The sequence below is a fragment of the Cysteiniphilum halobium genome (assembly GCF_003574425.1).
In the GTDB taxonomy this organism is placed as follows: Bacteria; Pseudomonadota; Gammaproteobacteria; order Francisellales; family Francisellaceae; genus Caedibacter; species Caedibacter halobius.
The window spans coordinates 1-19,707 of the sequence record NZ_QLIU01000001.1 but is presented as its reverse complement, the minus strand read 5'-3'; the positions used below and the strand labels follow the sequence as shown (position 1 = coordinate 19,707).

Annotated in this window: 11 protein-coding genes; 9 read left to right on the top strand and 2 right to left on the bottom strand. The window is 36.8% G+C overall.

What is annotated here, in order from left to right; genetic code table 11:
* On the bottom strand, positions 1-803 hold an 803-nt coding region (locus DNK85_RS01520; protein ID WP_162896462.1), incomplete at its 3' end, for a hypothetical protein.
* Between the two features lie 251 nt (positions 804-1,054).
* Between DNK85_RS01520 and DNK85_RS01515 the strand changes: the two genes are divergently transcribed.
* Both DNK85_RS01515 and DNK85_RS01510 read left to right on the top strand, forming a co-directional pair.
* Positions 1,055-2,557, top strand: coding sequence for an RHS repeat-associated core domain-containing protein (locus tag DNK85_RS01515; protein WP_119327821.1), 1,503 nt, complete (start codon positions 1,055-1,057; stop codon positions 2,555-2,557).
* Positions 2,558-2,604: 47 nt separating this feature from the next.
* A complete protein-coding gene (locus DNK85_RS01510; protein WP_119327820.1) occupies positions 2,605-3,906 on the top strand; it encodes an RHS repeat domain-containing protein in 1,302 nt (433 codons plus the stop codon).
* A 19-nt stretch (positions 3,907-3,925) separates the two neighbouring features.
* On the opposite strand, the gene DNK85_RS01505 is transcribed toward DNK85_RS01510, so the two are convergent.
* The gene (locus tag DNK85_RS01505) at positions 3,926-5,317 is read right to left on the bottom strand and encodes an RHS repeat protein (RefSeq protein ID WP_119327819.1); all 1,392 of its coding nucleotides are present in this window, start codon (positions 5,315-5,317) and stop codon (positions 3,926-3,928) included.
* A gap of 257 nt (positions 5,318-5,574) precedes the next feature.
* Here DNK85_RS01505 and DNK85_RS01500 point away from each other — a divergent pair, with 257 nt between their 5' ends.
* The 7 genes from DNK85_RS01500 to DNK85_RS01470 all read left to right on the top strand — a co-directional run.
* Entirely contained in the window at positions 5,575-7,083 is a 1,509-nt protein-coding gene (locus DNK85_RS01500) for an RHS repeat domain-containing protein (RefSeq protein WP_119327818.1), read from the top strand.
* A gap of 26 nt (positions 7,084-7,109) precedes the next feature.
* The gene (locus tag DNK85_RS01495; protein ID WP_119327817.1) at positions 7,110-7,820 is read left to right on the top strand and encodes a DUF870 domain-containing protein; all 711 of its coding nucleotides are present in this window, start codon (positions 7,110-7,112) and stop codon (positions 7,818-7,820) included.
* 2 nt (positions 7,821-7,822) lie between these two features.
* The gene (locus DNK85_RS01490; protein WP_119327816.1) at positions 7,823-10,105 is read left to right on the top strand and encodes a hypothetical protein; all 2,283 of its coding nucleotides are present in this window, start codon (positions 7,823-7,825) and stop codon (positions 10,103-10,105) included.
* 4 nt (positions 10,106-10,109) lie between these two features.
* A complete protein-coding gene (locus DNK85_RS01485) occupies positions 10,110-12,335 on the top strand; it encodes a hypothetical protein (protein ID WP_119327815.1) in 2,226 nt (741 codons plus the stop codon).
* A gap of 106 nt (positions 12,336-12,441) precedes the next feature.
* The gene (locus DNK85_RS01480; RefSeq protein WP_119327814.1) at positions 12,442-17,049 is read left to right on the top strand and encodes an RHS repeat domain-containing protein; all 4,608 of its coding nucleotides are present in this window, start codon (positions 12,442-12,444) and stop codon (positions 17,047-17,049) included.
* A 171-nt stretch (positions 17,050-17,220) separates the two neighbouring features.
* Positions 17,221-18,702, top strand: coding sequence for an RHS repeat domain-containing protein (locus DNK85_RS01475; RefSeq protein ID WP_119327813.1), 1,482 nt, complete (start codon positions 17,221-17,223; stop codon positions 18,700-18,702).
* Positions 18,703-18,980: 278 nt separating this feature from the next.
* Positions 18,981-19,707 (top strand): hypothetical protein (locus DNK85_RS01470; protein WP_162896461.1); only part of this gene is annotated, 727 nt, incomplete at its 3' end.

Genomic DNA, 19,707 nt, shown 5'->3' with positions numbered 1-19,707 from the left:
CTAAAGCTAAATAAATGACTCGAACCTTTTGCTAGATTCTTAGCCTGACCATTGTCATCAAATGCAATCGTTTTGCTCCCATCAGCGTTAGTGGTGACTTGACCGCCGATGATATCACTTGCAAGGCTAGCAATGGGCTCGGCCAAAACCAAGGATAATCCATTAATAAATGTACTGCTTTGTTCACTATTTTTCACTTCTATTTGTGTCACAATACTCTCGCCAATCATCGGTGTTGATATCATTTGGGCAATCGCCAAAGTGGAGGCGTTTCTTGAAACGATGCGCGTAGTTACAGGAACAGCAACTTCGCCAATATCTGTCGCAATAGCAAAACCACCACTGACTGTAGCGCCGACACTTGTAACTTGTAGCTGTGCTTTTAGTACACATTTTGGGTCATCACTTGTTAGCTTAGTACCAATACGACAGTCTGGTAAACCTGATGTATTGTTAAGTAATGTCCATGCATTATCTGGTGCTTGACCACCGGATGCAAGTGCAACGCCAGGAAAGCCAATACCTTGTATGACGCCTAATGTTACAGGATTTAGTTTAATGGAGTTTGTTGCGCCTGCTAAGGCCCCAGAGGCTCCTATCGTCATTTCATAAATACCGGATTCATCTTCTGCAATTTCAGCTGGTAAGTTACTTGTTACAGATACAGTGACTGAACTTGATCCGTCATTTGATGTCTTCGAGCTGCAGCTTATCAGTAGTAAGCTGATTGCAATCACAGCAAGTCTTTTAACGCTGACATATAAAGCGATAAGTATTTGATTTATATGGAGTATATTTTTCATCGCTAACCTTAAGATTAATTATCATTTAACTGTTTAAATAATAGACTATTTTATGAAAAATAAAGTAGCTTAATTCGCTTTCTAATTGAGAAATAGACGATGCATATTGTGAGTTTATTGACCAAATTACTCAGTCAACTAATTGAAAATAAAAAATTCTGTAATTCTCTATTGACTTTCCCCTTTGGTTATTTGTTAGAAAGGATAGGTTGTTTAGAGTTTTTAAGGACGAAAAAGCAAGGAGTGAAATTATGGATAGATTAAATTTTGGTAGCGTATTATGTCAATTGTTATTCTTGGTGTTGTGTATGCCTACTTTAGGCAGGGCACATGAGCTGTTAGTGGCGCAAAAAGTTAAAAATATCAACGCTCATTTCACCCCGATATATAGTATGGAGGGTGATGTCATGCGTGATATTAATGATACATACTATCAATATAATTATGCCCATCAATTAATTAGAGCAGAGAAAGCAATGGGTGGACAAATGAATTATTACTATTACAGCAATGGCTTACGCGCCTTGTCAAGTTATGATAGTTCTTTATTGGTGTATTATTATTCACGCCATGACCAGCTAATGAATATATCAAATCAATTATCAGCAACATTAGAAAAGCATATAGCTTATTTAATTGCAAACCAGCCAGTTTTGCGAAGTATTAATCGTCAGGATATACGGTTGATGTTATATAATCAACACCACTCAGTTATTGGTGAGCTGGATAATCATCAGGCCGTATTTTTTCAGTATAGTGGTTACGGGGTTCAGAAGACAGAAGACAGAAGACAGACGACAGACAGTGAAAGACAGAGGACAAAAAATGAAGCATTAGATCTTACACTTCGATATTCTGGCTATATGTTTGATCCATTTACCGGTTTATATTATTTAAAAGCGCGAGATTATAACCCAAATACTAAGGGCTTTATGCAGGTGGATAGCTATGCTTATGATCAACATTTGTTAACAAATGCCTATAATTATGCTGATACTAACCCACTATCAATGATTGATCTTAATGGACATTTGCCAGTTGAAATCTTACCTGTTGAGGAAGAGGTGGCTGCTGATAAAAAAAGTAACATTGAAGCGACTTATCCACATTACACGCAATTAAATAATGATGGTGACATAACTGACGTATATACTATTGCCATTCCTTTAACATCAGTTTTATATAGTAACTTTATGCATGATAGTGCAGTACATATATTTCAAAATACACCAATCCTATCTTATCTAAAATCTTCAGATATTAGTAGTGTCTTTTTGGCAGTGGCGCCATTGGAAGATGAGGAGCCGAATACGGAAAATGAATTTTATGTTACACGAAATCCTGTAGAGTTTATCACCAGTAAAATAGATGGAAGAAAACCATATTTAAGAATGCTTTTCGGTGATGAAATGGCTGATAAGGTTTATGACAAGAATTTAAGAGGGGATCGTATTTTGCATATGTCTCAAAGGAGTTATCAGCAAGTACAAATTGATTTTCATATACACCTAGCTGATAGAGGGGCTGTAAATACTCAATCAGAGTATCAATCTTCGTCAGCTGTTATTACTTATTTGCCAGATCAAAGTGGGTTTGGAATACAATTAAAAGAAGGAGGGTTATACAGGTTGGAGGATAAAATTGACTGGTTGAGTTGTTTTGCAAATGCTTACAGCAAAACACTTGCAATAAGCAACGAAGTGTTTTTGCCATTAAATGATTTATTTCTACAGGAAAGAAAGTTTGCTGTTTAACCATTAATTCAAAAGGTAGTTTAGTATAACCTTGTTAAGGAGTTCAGATGAAAGTATATATTTTTGTAACAGGATGTTTTTTTATTGGTATGGTTAATGCTTATACACAAGTGAGTTATGGTCATGCTGGTAATACCATATTGTCTCTCAATGGCATTCATAATTATAATCTTATGAATAAAATCAAGAGTAGCATAATAGGTGAAAAAACGATGATTAGTAAATATTATTATGCAAATAATCAGTTAGCTATATACTGTATCAATAAAACTGATTGTCAGTATTATGCTTATTCTGCTAAAGGGGTTATGCTAAATAGTTTTCATGGTCAGCAAGTAAGTGCCTATTTATCCACGGATCAAAATGTAGTAGGAGAATATAGAGGTGGTATTGAGTTTATCCCTTATCTCAAAAACCTGGAGCACTCTGTTATTGGAAAGTTAGGTTTGAGTGAACAGTTTTATCAATATACTGTCTATGGTGAGCCACTATTAATCCCAAGAGGTGATATTAATCATAAAGCCAAGTTATTCTCAAGGGTGGCTTTTGGTTATAGAGATTATAGGTATGATGCTATAAGTGATCTATACATTTTGAATGCAAGAGATTATAACCCAAATACTAAGGGCTTTATGCAGGTGGATAGCTATGCTTATGATCAACATTTGTTAACAAATGCCTATAATTATGCTGATGGCAATCCAGTAAGATTTGAGGATCAAACAGGACATATGCCTGAATTGATTCTTCCTGAGGGGATAGTGCAAGAGGCGTCAGAGGATTCGTTAAGTGCAGAGTGGGATAATATAAATGAAGAAGAGCTGTCAGAGTATTCTACCGAAGCGCAAAAGCAAGACGCCCAAGAATGGTATGAGGTTAGCCTACCGTCGACAGTATTGCTTGCGAAGTATAATGTAAAAAGTGAGCAGTTTGAGTATTTAACGTCGGAAACAGCAGAGCAAAAAATATTGCTATTAGAAGAATCACTAAAAAATGCTTTAAACATCTTGGTATTCCATAACGAAGATACTATTTTGTTTGGGTTTACTCCCGATGAGCTAGAAGGTGAGGCTGCTATACTTGGTCTTCATTTAAACAGTTTGGCAGATCAATATAATTTAACAAGAGGAGATGACTTTCTAAAACTTCATATTCCAGAAATTATGGAAAAGATTCGAACAATAAAGTATAAAGAAAGCAATATTATTAATCTTGAAAGCTTCCAAAAAAAGCCCAATATCCTACATTCCCGCGATGTAGGCAATATAAAATATTCGATGAGCTCTGCTGCAGTAAGACTCAAGCTCAAAGGCGGCCTATTGGGCTCGGGAGGAGGAAGTAGCTTGTAGTCTGGATGCTAGCTGCCTTCTAGTTGTCTTGGTATAGAGCAATAATCTGATCAAATTTTAGCATTGATTTATTGCGCTTATCGAGTTTATTGATATACTCTGATGAGCGATTGGGATTTATGATTGCCTTGGTCTTTTTATAGAGTGTATTAGCAACATTATCAATATTGTCAAAGCACACTTGGCAGTGCTCTAAAGCATTCTTGCTCATAGATATAAAATCCTCCTTTGACATATTGTCTCGAAATGGAATAATCATGCCAGAGAAAGTCTGATTATTATCTGATATTGTGTGGTAATGGGTTTTACTTAATAGATCATAGATATTCGTTAATTCGGTGTTACTGATTAACTCTTCGATCTCATTAGCCGCAAAAAACTCAGTGGGACCAGTCTCCTCGAAGGCTGAAAATATAATAAAGCCTTGCCAGACAGATAATGCATTGATTTGCTGGTCGGACATGCCTTGGGTTGCTCGTTTAAATTCTGGTTTTAAGTCGATATCAGTATAACCATCTTCAGTGTCAATTACGCTTGTGCTATAGTCAGGAGTATTATCATGATAAGTTGGGTTTATTGAGTTCGTCTCTGGTTTTTTCGATTGAAAGATTGGTTTGAATGTTTCATGAGCCCAGTCTGCAGGTGGAGTAAGTACACTAATAGCAATATCAGTCAAATATCTGGATACATCAGTAAGGCTCGGTGTTGGTTCGGTCATGTGCCCTGAGGGATCAATGTGTTTCACCGGATTATCATCAGCGTAATCATACCCGTTTGGCAAGGCGTGTTGATCATAGCCGTAGCTGTCAACTTGCATAAAAGCTCTTAATGGAGGATTATAATCACGATGCACTAAATAATAGCTCTGTGTATTGTGGTTATATAGATAGCCTCGATAGCTAAAGCCAAGACCAAAGTCTGCTGTTAAATGGCTGTTAGCATGTATTTGACCATAAGCGGTATATGAAAACGTAGCGATAGTATTTGGCATAAGCTTGGCGATCAAAGAGTGCTTGACATCTTCTAAGAAAATAATCGTATCACCATTGCTAATGTGTTTGGATAGCGGTAAATCATCATCTAAAGACACTAGAAAGGAGCTCGCTTGATGCTTGAATAATGCAAGCGCGTTCGTGAGTTTATTTTCAACATTATAGTAATACGCATTGACAAAATCAGTCGATAAAGCAAGCGCAAGCATGCCGTTTGGGTAGTAAAATTGGTTGGTTGTGGATTGCGCTTGTGCAATGCTTATAATCTTATTTTGAATACTATATTGATAGCGCATGTTATTTGCGACTAATACATTACCATTTAAATCGTAAGGCACTGTATTGCTTAGCCCTAAAGTGATATTCAATACCAGGAATATAATCGCAACCAGCAGTTTAATATATCGTTGTAATTCCATAAGCGCGTCCTTGCTAAATGCATATGGCAAAAAATTTTATCATGTTAAGAGAGTCTGTTAATCATAAATATTTCAATATATTTTGAGATATTTACTAGTGTTTGACCCTAGGTAATACTATAAAGGCTAAGTTTTTCTTCAAATCTCTCCAAAATTTATCAAAAAACACTCAAAAAGTATTGACCCTAACGTGACGTCATAGATTAAATTGCGATCACAAGCTGAAGTAACTAAACCAAATACAAGGGTAAGATTAGATGAAAAAAAGTCTATCAGTTATGTTATTGTCATTGTTGGTGCCGCTGGCGTCTCAAGCGCAACAATTGATGGTGCAAAAAGCACAGTTATCACAGATAGCGCCGATGGTGAATACTATTGATTATACGCCAGAAGGTAATCTCAGTGAGGATAATCAAAACGGTGATTATCAGTATAACGGGCAAAATCAGTTGATAGCAGCCGATGCCAATGGGCACAATGTTGGCTATCAATATTACCCTAATGGTTTGTTAGCACAAGAAAGCCAAACAATCAGTAACAAGACAGTTACAATTGCGCATTACTATTCAAGAAATGACCAATTAGTCGATTCTTTTGATAATGCGAATGATATGGCAAGTTATTTGATTGCAAATAATGTTGTATTGAGGTCTTACTTTGATAGCCACGGTGTGCAAACAAGCGATATTTTATTACATAATCAGAAAAACTCTGTGATTGCTGAGGTTAGCAATAGTGGTGTTGAAATGCATCAATATAACGCTTATGGCACAGAGACCCTAAAAAATGCAAGTGGTGTGCTTAACGTGCCACCATTACTATCATTGCAAGCCAATCCATTGTTATATGCCGGATATGATTATCTAGAGGGTGTCAGCCTCTATAATCTTATGGCTCGCGATTATAATCCTAAGTTAAGAACTTTTATGCAAGTCGATAGTTATGCCTTTAATAATCAAGGGCTGATTAATGGTTATTTCTATGGCAATAATAATCCAATTATGATGGTTGACTTAAATGGACATAAAGCACTTGTGCCAGAATGGGCAATGCAATTGATTCAATGGGGAACTTTCGCTTTATCTTTTCTTGCTGGTCCTGTCACTGGAATTGGTGTAGATGCAGCTTTTGCAGCTTTTGATGGTGTGTCTGAGGAAGTATCTGCGAAGGCTCTTAGTGGGATAATAGAAGGAGTGGAAAATGAAAATCCTGTCATAAATATACCAGCTGCAGGAGAGGCAAGAACTCAGCTCTTAACCACAGAACAACTAGGTCGTGATGGCAATCGTATTAGCAACATAAATTTTGAGAATGATAAGGTTTTGCGAATAAAATCTGACCGTTTGAGGACAGCTCTGCAATATAGGCTTAATCACTATCAGCGGGAAATTAGTGAGGCTAAAAACTTAATTGGCGATGTTGGAAAAGATAACCAGGTTAGAATTAAATTGAAAGCTGGTGGTGACGGTGAAATTGATAGTTTAGAATTTACTAGAGTAAAGGCAACAACAAGGGCTTATCGATATATAGGGACCGGTGTGAGTTTTATGGCTGGTATGGGTTTACCTATGGGACTTTCAATGTTTGTTTTCCCTAACGTCTTTCAGGCATATCCGTCTGCTACATCAAACACCCCACAGCCATCAACCCCTAACGTACCATCTGGTGGGCTTACCCCTGGTGGTGGCCATGTTCATCCTTTTGGTCCATCTCCCGATCCTAGCCATCATGGACATCATAATTTTGGTGCAGTTTCCCCAATGTAATTATTTTATTAACAGGAGAATAATTAATGAAAATAAAGACAATATTCGCCTTTCTTGGAGCTATTGTGCTTAATATAGGTAGTGCAGATCCTATGCTTAGCCATCCACAAACCATTCCAGTGCATGCGATAATGATGACACAGGCACTATCGCCAAAAACAGCGATTGATAATATCCATCTTTTTCATGGTGTGAAACAGCAAGCGCGTGGATGGGGCAGAGCCTCACTGCGCAAAATTTCCTCTAGTGACGATGTAAATTTTAGATTTCTGACGATTAAAAATGGCGCTATAGTGCAGTCTAATAAAAATGGCTATTATCAGGTACAGTTCCAAACTGTAAATCACAGCAATATGTATGATTGTGTCGACAATATCGTTTCTCAAGCATCTGGTGACGACATGCGTTATTTGCTGCAAATACATCACAACTGTACTACAAGCAATGTTATCGATCCATTAACAGGTAAGCAAGTTGCTATCGCCGGTGTTGTAAGTGTTAATTTTAAATTCAACAATTTACCTAACCATGATGTTTTTATGTGCTATTTACCTTTTCTAATGACCAACGATGTTAAATACTCAAGTAGTGATATCACTGAGTCCGTCTGTGCAACAGAAAACCCTGCAAATATATCCGATGCTAAAAACATAAGAATTCATGCAGGTAGTGACGGTCTAACACTCTCTTATGATAGCAACCCTTCGTTGTCTAACTTAAATAGTAGAAGGAAATAATGATGAAAATTAAAAATCACTTAGTTGCGGCTTTCTTTGCAACATTAGGACTATCAGGAGTGTCCTTGTATGCATATGCTGATACTCCGTCATGTGATAATCCTACTTACGCATTTTCGATTGACAATAGTCTAGATAATTATCAATCTTTAAATGCGCAATTTGTAAATATCTATCAAAATACAGGAACATCAGTTAAACCCGTTGATATTAATACAGGTAAATTAGGGGGTATCAAAGGATGGTATCAATGTAGTTTTTTAACTAATACAAAGACTGGTTTCATGACCTTTAAAAACGAGCCTGTTATACATCTGCCATTTGGTTTAACGCCAACAGGTAGCTCCTACTCTGATAGCAAAACCGATGATGGTTTTGGTGTTTTGTTTACCGATAGCAATTTTTTGCATGCAATGACTGTCTATGTTGGTGGAGAAAAAAATACGAATCTCAGTGTTGGCCAAATGCTGGGAGATCATTCTATTTATTTCACTGAGCAGCTTAACAAAGTAAAAGATAATGTAGCCAATTATGAAATTAATGCTTATCATTTATGGGGGCAGAGTAGTGATCATCCTAAATTTACAAATGACAATACAATTCAGCTACCTGATCGCAATAAAATAAGCATTAAATTAATTGCTGAAACAACGAATAGGATGAATAATACAACAACTTATTTGTATCAAGAAACAGTCACGCCATTTACAATCACGGTGGATGAGGATAACCCATATGCAATATATGTTGATGGTGATGATGGTAATCAGATTCGACCACCAGCAGACTTCAACGGAACACTACAAAGTCAATATTCTGTGTCTTTAGATCCTATTGTCGTCGCACTGACAGGTAATGGTCAAAATGGTGCTTTTAAATTTGCTGGACAGATCACACCACCGTTAGCAGTGAGCTATCAGTATGGTGGAACACAAAGTAATCCTACGATTACTTATACAACTAATCCCTATAGCTTTGATTTTGTTGTGACACAACCAACAAATGCATCAAATCAGTATTTAGGGGTGGAAAATGAAATCTCTGTTAATAATGCGATCGGGCCAAAGCCAGGAAGTAATAATCTTATTGTTAATACGTCATTGCCAAAAGCTGGTAATGCAGATAATCCACTGAATTTATCCCAAGAAGATATAACGAGCTTGCAAAACCTTAAGGCTACAAAGGATGATCCTTTGAGTATTAAGATGGTTATACAAAATGATCCTAACGGTAAATTGATCTTGCCTATATATAATAATGGCCTTAACCAAAAAGCTTTTCATGTTGAGTTAGCGTTAACTAATCAAAGCAATACCTGCAATGGTATTATAGGTCAATCGACACCGCTTCCAGGTACTTGCAAATCACAAAACTTTAAAGATGAGATCAAAAACTTAACATGGTTATATCATTATATCTACTTTATTCCATCAGCAACTAGTTCGCTTGCTGATACTTTGACGAATTTACAACCTGTTGATGATAGTGGTCATCCTAATTTTTCTTTAGATAATTTATATTTAGATATTACCCCATACCCAGGTAATTATGCTGATAAGAATATACAGCAAAATGGTTATTATTATCTTAGTGGTTATGATTTGGGCCTCAGTTCTGAGCATATTAATTCATTTGTGGCCTCTTTGAATATCCGATATTCTGATACGCAAAACTTGTACGTAACGAGTCCAGCTATTGGTTTTTCGATAATGTCTTTGAAGAACACATTAAGATCTAGTCAATTTACTTACAGTGATGCTGATGCATTGAGTAACGGCATATTACAATCAGAACCATATTCTGCCACAGTACCAGAGATTAACTATACAACTGCCGATAATGCTAGTATCTATGGCGGGCAGTCGTCAGCTTCGCGTGGTAATGCTATTGTTTATTCCCCTTGGGCTTGTTTTTATGATACGCAAACAAGCGATTGTACTAATGAAGTTAAGAGTTATCCACGGCTAGTGATCAAGAATATTTATGAACCGATTATCTACAGTGAAGGGTTTGGTGTGTCTGACAGTAGTTTACCTCAAAGCTATCAACTCATAGGCGAGAGCAATGTAAAAGCTATGATGAATAATACCATGTATTTAACACGTGACTCGATTTACCGTCACGATGTCCAAAATCTACCGTCTGGTGCTATTCGAGAACCTATCAACATAGTCGCTACTTTTGTTGATACAAAAGGGGTTGCCTATTCATTGCCATCTTTTACATATACTGATGATAACAGTAATTTAAAACAACGATCACAGCTTAAAAAAGTTCAGAGGTAAGGTCATGAGTAAATATAATAACATTATAAAAAAGCTAATGTCCCTTTGCGTATTAAGTAGCATATGTGGGGGCGCGTATGCAGCATCAGGCATAGATATTAACCTTCAGAACTCTGGAGATATGCCAGTTAGCTTGTATTATTTACAACAAGGGAATTGTCAAAATAATAAACCTGGACCGTGCGCAATGGACGGAAGTATTAGCCAGTGGCATCAAAAGAGCTTTTTTCTTTATCCTGTTTCGCTAAAAACAGCCTCAGGAGCATCTGTAGGTGAGCTATCACCGCAAGCCAGTGATTCCCGCGTAGGTATTATTGCACGTACTGCAGGGCGGGAGAATACTATTTTTGTTGGTACATCTCTAAGTGGGGCTAATATTGATGATTTTAGTTTCGGTGCTGGTGATGGTAGCCTGTATGGGACAGATGATGAGGGCGTGAACACGAATACACTAACTGTTCATCATGAAGCCGATAGTGTAACGGGTACATCGATTATTGGCAGAATTATTGCATCGGATGTTAATAAAACAAGTATCAACCCTTTAATATATCGATTGTTTCCAGCTCTTAATGATGGTAACAGTACCAATGATACTATTTATCGCTTTACAATTAACTCTAAACAAATGAATTATTGGTCAGAAAAACATACGCATGATGATGTTTTTAGTTATTTAAAGGGGCAAACGCACTTTAGTAGTGCATTTGATGGTTATTTTGTTTATGTGAAGCTTGATAATGGTGATATTAAATTCTTGGGTCGTGTGATGCCTAGTGAAAGCTTTGTCATGGGCGATATGGATAATGCCAGAGATGCACAAAATGCATTTGAAACCGATTTTCAAACCACACCGACAAGTTTTGATTTAGCCATTCCAAATGTCGGATCTTCTAATACGCAGCCATTAATATCAGAAGTATTGGTTTATACTGCTGTGGGTAAGATGCCTACTGTGGGTGATCTTATCACTTCAGAGGGTGCTATCTTTAAAGCAATTGCAGACTACTCCTTTGAAGCAATTGCAGACTACCCGCTTAAAATACAAAGCAAAGAGATAGCAAGCGTTAATATTTCTGATATTAATAATAAACTTCCAAATACTGATTTCAGTGATTTTACGCTATCTATGGATCCTTATAATCCTAAGAGTAATAGTTTAATACAGCTTGATAATAACGGACAACAGCAAGAACCATATACAGTTAATATTGATCTAAAAACCAATAGAGATTATCACTATAAAGACAGCAAAGGGACCAATTATAGTATTGAGTGTACTAGCCCTAACCCATCTGCAGATATTCCATTGGCAATAGGTGATAAACTGCAGAAATATCTTAATGATCCACAAGGATATTATAATTGCACGCTGACTAATTTGGCTACGCATCAGAAAGTTACAACCACTCCTGATCAGTTTGATCCAGATAATATTAGTTTATATGATGATATTTACTTTACAGATAGTAATAACAATTTATGGACAAATATTCAGACTTTGAATCCAACTTTATCTGTGGATGACTCAGGATTTACAAGAATAGTGAATCCTTATAATGAAGATACGCAAAGCCTAATAAACCCAGGGAATACATCAAATAGTTTAATCAAGAATGATAATGGTAAGTTGATAGATGTTGACTACCGAAATTTATATTCATTTGACTCTCAGGCTGAAGAAGGTACTTCGTTGAGCACAGAGGCAAACATCACTGTATCTGCAACGTCATCTATTGCAACCACGAGTGCCAATCATATAGCAGTAGCACAAGAGGTAAATAGCGTATCAAGATATTATGATGACGTGAAAGCGAGTGTTATAAAGTTTCTGGATATTGATTATACACAAGGCTTGATTGGTAATTATTGGTTTGCAATGTCGGGTAGATGTTCCACCAGTCAAGGTTGTGATTGGGTGCCTGCGATGACTTACTATACGAATAATGAAGGTTCAAATACAGGCTATAGAGTGCTCATGGTAACCACGGGACCTTTTGCTGTACACTATTATACTAATAATCGCAATTCTACGATGACTAATTTTATCCCCAAATATCTATGGCAAAGTAGTCAGGAAGGCGATAAATGTCTGCCATCTGAAAATCAATATTGTACAGGTAATTTTATCCTAAACTCAGATCCAAATAGGTATCCTCTCAATGATAAGATGATGTTTATTGTTGGAGATGTCCATGGTAACGTTTACACGAATCTGTCTAATGAATAATCGAAATAACGAAAATATTAAGATAATTTTCTTGACTTTACAATTAGGTTGTCGTTGACAATCTATAAAATTAAATTTGAATCAAATAACCTAGGAGAAAAGAATAATGTTTAAATCGACTAATTTTAAAGTAAAAACCTTAGCAGTAATGCTTGGGTTGGCAGCTGCATCAGGTGCTATATATGCAGCACCGGTACATGCACAGGCTAATAAGAGTCCAACGAAAGCAGAAGTGTCATTGAAAAAAGCGCAAGTTACTGATTCGTCTAAGGTAGTGTCGCAAGCGTTTAACTTTAATTCAATGCAAATTGCACAGGTCAATCAAAGAACTGGGCAAGCAAGCTTAAATATCCCTATAGGATCAGTAAGTGGTGCACTGGTGAAAAACAAAGCTTTAGCACTTTCTTTTAATTGGCAAACGCTACAGTTGCCAAGATATACGATTGTAGGGAATAACACTTGGTCATTAAATTTACCATATATTGATATAAAGCAAGATACATTACACATGGAAAATGGTGCTTCTTATTCTTTTGATGGTAACACTTATCAGTTTAATGATGTTAAAGTCGATAAAGTTCAATTACAAGGTTTTTCAAATGGTAAACAAGTAACAATTGATGGAAATAGCGCAACAATCTATTATATGTTGACTGATTTCCAAGGTGCTAAATTATACTTTGACCACAATGGTAACGTTGTTTTTATGAGTGGCATATTGCGTGCTGAAAGCTCAAGTAAAACTGCTAATAATCAAGATGTTTTGTATGTTCAATATAACAATGAAACTGATACAAATGCACAAGTCTCTTCTATTACGTCGCTTAATGGAAGTATTAAGAATACGGTATCCTTTGATGGGCAAGGCGGTAGTGTAACCGTTACATTACCTGATATGGGCGGGCTAGCGCGTACTTATACTATTGCAACAAGTGGCAATGATACAACGATTACCAATCCGGCTAACCAAACAACCACGGTCACTATCGATAAAGATAGCAATTCTGTGGTTCAAGACGTTACAGTTGCCTATCCTACGGGCTTGACCCAAGTATTTAACTATCAAAACACAGGGTTCTCTAGTTTTGATGATCCAAACTATACTTTTGTCAGATCGGAAAACTTATCTGATTCTAGTTCTAATATCAATATCACACGTTATTACAGCTATGGTATTGCATTAAAAGATGGCGCGCGAAACTTCTTCTGGAATAACAGCTGTGGTAATGGGCAAGACTGTGTCCTTCAAGATAAAAATTATCTATATCAAACGGCAGTTATTTCTAAGAATCCAGCTGGTAATGGTTGGCTAGAGACTGTAACAACATATAATCATTTCTCTTTTCCGGTAAAAGAGGTGACGTATTTAAGACCTGAGAGTGCTTCACCTGCTCATGGTGTAGATCAATCCTCGCCAGATCAAGAAGGTTGGCCAGTGCTTTCATCACAAAGCACTTGGTATTTCGGACAAGATTTGAGTAAGGCCCCAGATGCGCCAGATAACCAGATCGATTATAGTACGGCAACGCCTAACTATGAAATGCCAGTACAAACGAAGTCAGTCATTACTGAAAACGGCGTGACGAGAACAACTTATCAGCGCATGATTTATACTTATTATGGACAATTATGGAGAAAAGACGTTTATAAAGGGGATAGTTGTAGTCCAGATAACCTCGTTGAGGAAGTAAATAATAGTTACTTGGAAGATCCTCTATCACCAGCAACGCCAAAAAACTTTGGTCAAGGTGATTATGGTTTCCAAGTTGCAAGCGCTGTTACTACTTATGAAAATGGCGTAGCACAGCATACTTCTTTGGTCGTTAATACACCAGATGATACATTTGGCCAACAAACAAAAATGCAGCAGTCATTTTATCTTCCTGGCTATTTTGAGATTGCTCAATTTTCAACTTCACCGGCACAAGTTACGCCAAAAAATGTCACACCAATCAAGACGGTTAGCTATCTTTACAATACAGATGCTAATTCTCCTTTTTATGGCCAATCAACCCAAACTTCTATTGCTTGGGGTGCTACTACGAATGCGAAAGAGGGTGCTAAGCCTTTGATGACTTCAAGTAATAGTAAGCTGATTCCAGGACCGATTAGTTTTAACTATCAGGTCTTTGATAATGGAAGCTGGAGTCAAAAAACAGTAACTTATAGTCAAGGGGTGATCATCACTGAAAGCATCGTTCCAAATGAGGCGCCATCTTGGGTTGTCACGGATGTGGCAACGGGTGAAGAAGTTGCACAAAATAGTGGTGCTGGTTCTTACACGGTTGCCAATGGCGGGATTACCTTTGTACCAACAACAGGGGTCGCAAGTGTTACTGTTGTAACAGCTTATGATGTGCTAGGTCGCGTGATTGCAACAGATAACTTGTTGACAGGTGCTGCTACTTTCTATTCATACGATGATACAGCAGGTCAACTAAGTGCAACGCAATACAGCACAGCAGATACAAGCAGCAAAAATGGATTAGCATCAGGTGCATTTGCAACGACAATTGAGAAAACTAATTTCAATGCAATGGGTCAAGTAACCTCTGTGTATAGTAATATCAATCCAAATGGTGCAGTATTGCAAACAACACCTGTATATCAAGTTTCATCTAACCAGTATAGTGTAGATACAGGCTTGCTGACAGCTTCTAATAGTTACTTGCCTGCCAATGGTTCTGGATTAAAGGGTAACCAAGACGCTAGTAATAGTGTGCTGACAAATACGTCAAGTATTACATATGATAATTTTGGCAGAAAACTTGAGGTTAATTCAAGCTGTGTTAAAAATAGCGTGGTAGGATGTGCTTATACGGGTAATTATACAACTAAATATAGCTATAATGATGCTTTTGCTGCTAATACATCAGCAGGTGTTTTAAAGGCAGATGCATCCAATGTTTCAAATAAAGGTCAAGTGACTGTTACAACGATTTATCCAACATTGGCAAATAATGCTGATGCGACGAATGTAACGAATGTACAAACCCAAAATAATCTAGGGCAAGTGATTTCACAAACAGTTAAACAGGCAGTAAATGCTGATTTGAATGGTCAATTAGGATCTTTCAACATTCCAGATGAAATTCAGCAAACATCACAATACAATGCAGATGGGTCTGTTAAGGAAACTGATTTTTATATTCTAGATAATACAGGCACACCACAATTAATTAAAAAGGCATTTTATAGTTATTACCGCCCAGGTTTGGTAGCGTCGAAAATTGTTGAAGACTTTGGCTATGACCAGCCTAATGGTGAAGCAGGGATAACAACCAATACAGGGATCTCCGCAAAAACACCAGCAGTAACTGCGACTTATTATTACTATAATGATAATCAAAGTGCATCTTATGTGGTCTCTGATAAGGGTGCCGCTGTTCCGGTAACAACGCTTGTCGTCAATCAAAATGCAAATGGTCAAGGTCAGTTAAGTGCTTATTTGTCACCGTTACGTTTGTATCGTCAAAATGAGCTTATCTATACTATCCCCTATTCAGCAGATGCACAAAAAAAGGTGCAAGCAAGTGTTGAAGCTGCTGTTGGAAAGACCAATGTACTACCAAGTGCAGCTATCGCATTGCCGGTGGCAACAAATATCATAAATGCTGTTAACTTAGCAACATACAGTGATTTTGAAAAAGCATGTACTGCTACAGGAACAAACTTTGACTGTGCACATACAGCGATGTTCCATTACAATAGCAATGGTAATCAAACACAAGAAGATTTTTGGGCTAATAGTTCAGGTCAACCAATGAAGTCTTTCTGGAGCTTCTACAATGATAAAGCACAGCAAACAGATACATGCATTACTTTGAATGGTGCTGTTGCTAATGCAAATTGTAATGATGCGCTTGATCATGTTCATTATGACTATTTCACCAGTGGGCCTAATAATGGACAATTGGAGTCTGTTGGTACGGTAGCAGGGGATACAAAACTCACGCAAGAGCATATTTTGCCGGGTGCTATTACCTATGCTTATACTGATGCAGGTCAACTTCAATCGATTACATATCCTGCGATTGTCATTCCTGGATTAAACAAAACTATTCCAGCCAAAACACTGACTTATAACAGTTATACTTCATCAAACAATGAAGCAAAAGTCACTGATTATGAGGGCAATGTGACAAATTACACTTATGTTGAAGTAGCAGGTAGTGAGCTTATTCAATCTGCTATTCAAACGGATGCTAAGGGCCAGAAGATTGCTAGTGTTGATTATACGTATTCTCCGCAAGGGCACGTATTAAGCAAAGAGGTTTATACCTATCCTAATGGTAATAAAACATTGGCAGATACATCAACTTATCAATATGATGTATATGGTAATTTGACTGAAATTAAGCATAACTTTACTATCCCAGGTAATCCAGGTAATAAATATATTACTTTAGATTATACATACTATGCAGATGGTAATTTACGTAGCAAGCATTTGGTAGCGAATTTTGACTTCAATGATCCAACTAAAAAAGATGGTTCAATGGACAAAACAACCTACTACAGCTATGCGTCTGGTAAGTTGTTGAATGTACAAGAGCAGAATCCTAATGCGTCGCAGTTTAGTCATGAGGCGTATCAATTTAATGCAGCAGGTGATTTGCTTAAAGCACCTACTGAGGGAAGTAATGGATCTGGAAATGATTTAATGACTTATAATAATATCAACCAAATTACATCATTACGTTCAACAAACTAATGAACTAACCATCTCTGTGGGGGGCAAGATAGTTTTAACTGTTTCTATCTGTTTTGCGATGGTAGGCTATTATACATTTGATATATTTCAAATATATAAATGGCTTAGTCATAAAAAAACAGTTGCAAATCTATCATTTTTTAATTTAACAGATGCTCACAAGGAGTAGTGATGTTGAGTGATCAAAGTATATTATCAAAGCTTATTTTATTTTTGACTATATTGATATGGATCAATGGTGCACATAGCCAAAATGTACTGAATAATCTATATTCTACACCAACTGGCTTGAAAGTTTCTTCTTTAAAAAGTGTTTTTTATGATGCCAATGGTAATATTAGCAAAAGTTTTGATAAACAGTATTACTATAATAACGCAAATCAATTGATCTCTAGTAAGGTGTCGCCATCTGAAGATGTAGAATATTACTATTATCCGAATGGCTTGCGTGCATCCTTAGTTTCTCATGGGCAAGTGCTCGTGCACTTTTATTCTTTACATGGTCAATTAATCAATGACAGTGATGGTGTGCAATCTGCTAGTTATTTAGTTGCCAATGCTGTTATTACGCGCCATGTTTCACGAAATATACAGGTATTGTTATATGATCGACATCAATCAGTTATCGCTGAGTTGGCAGATAGTGTGGCACACTTTTATCAATATGATGCATACGGTCTTCTAAAAACACACAATAATAAACAAAAGGTCAAAGATAAAGACTTAGATATTGCTATCAATCCTCTTGGTTACTCTGCTTATGTTTTTAATTCTGTAACGGGTTTATACCATTTAAAATCACGTGATTATAGTCCTAAATTGAAAGTGTTTTTACAGCCCGATGGTGATGCATTTGATCAATATTTGCATAATAATAGCTATTGCTATGGTAGTAATAATTCACTTGTCACAGAAGATCATTCTGAAAACAGACATCATCCATACGCCGCGCCTGTGCTTATTAATCTAGGTGCTATCACGCTTGGTAGTTTTACAGGATTAGCTGCGCGTTATCTTGATTACAAAATAACACATTCAAATGATTTACACACTCAGTCTGATCACAATTCAATAACTAGCATACCCGTTATAGGTAGCGCATTATCAATTGATCAAGATGGATCTACAAAAGGGCGAAGTAACATAACAAGAAATGATGAACCAATAACCTATCTTGAGTTTAATTCTGATGGTAATTTAGTAGAAAGTAGTATGGGTCAAGGGATGACAGTTTCAGATCAAGATACAGGTGTTCCACTGCGGAAAATTCAGCTTGCCAATGAGGGAGGCGCTATTGGCAATTCTTTGATAGATTCTCATTTATTTAGCAATAAAAGAGGTGGATATAAGATTGATATCAATATGGATATTGCTATAGAGGGTATCAGCATGAGGTTATTGGTGGGGCTCGATAATCATTTTGAGGGACTAAATGAGCTTAATAATTTATTGACTTTTATTAGCAATCAGCAAGGTTTTAACATTGACATCAAAGTCATTCCTATTGTGCCACCTCACGTGAACACCACTAAACTTTTAAGTTACCAACCGTCTGGTGAGTTGTCTGATTCAGATAAATATTCGGAGGCATCGGAGTCAGACAATAGTGAGCTTGAAGAATTTGATCAAATATTTGGTGGTGTTCTACTTTAGCATTTCATATGTTTCGTTCCCACTCAACTCGATTGATATAAAGACCAATGACCAGTTTTCTTATGAATGGGAAGTAGGGGGGAATCAATTAGATACCAATTTTGCTATACATGCAGCATCACTCTTAAAAAATATATTTGATTAGATAACATCCAACACTTGACTCTGACGTTACGTTATAGATCATTATATCATCAGTTTGTTTTTAATGACTGTCAAATACATGCTGTCAAAAAACAACAAAGCATAAGAGCTATAAACAACACGGAGAAATAGTAATGTTGAAGAAAAAATTATTGTGTTTGGCCTTATTAGGTCTAGTTGGGATAAGTTATGCCAGTGATGGTAGTATTACCTTTATAGATGGGGATTACTCATATACCCCTGTTGATATCGCTTATTTATCAAATACGATTAATAACAACAAAGAAGGTGATTATTGTAGCTATGAAAGCGGGTTTCCTGATACGCAGACTAGTGATGGTATCGATAATTTTATCTTACGGCAAGATGTAACAACAGAAGGCACAACTTATAATTATAATGATAAAAACTCTGGTCATTGTTTTGACACTTTTCATAGTGAGTTTTCATTATTGTTTACCAATCAGATGTGGCGTCATCGTATTCAAAGTTTTGATTATGAGCGGAATGGTTTTGATATTATTACCGATGCATATGATCATGGGACATTATATGGAGGGATAATACCTGACTATCTTCAAAATTTGGGAAGCCTTACTATAAATACAACTGGTTTTCCTGCCTTACAATATATGCCGCCGTTTAATAAGCAGCCTGGATATTGGTATGGAGGAACTGACAATCCAACCGCTGATGTTAATCATGTCGGCGTTACTTTAGTGCCAGGAAATAACAATGATTGGCTCAATGTAACGCCGATGCGTATAGGTACCGTCGCAGTGTCAGGTAATAATAATCAGACCACTTATAAAATTATCTATGGTTTAGGTATACAAGGCGTGCATTACCAAGAGCCTGCAC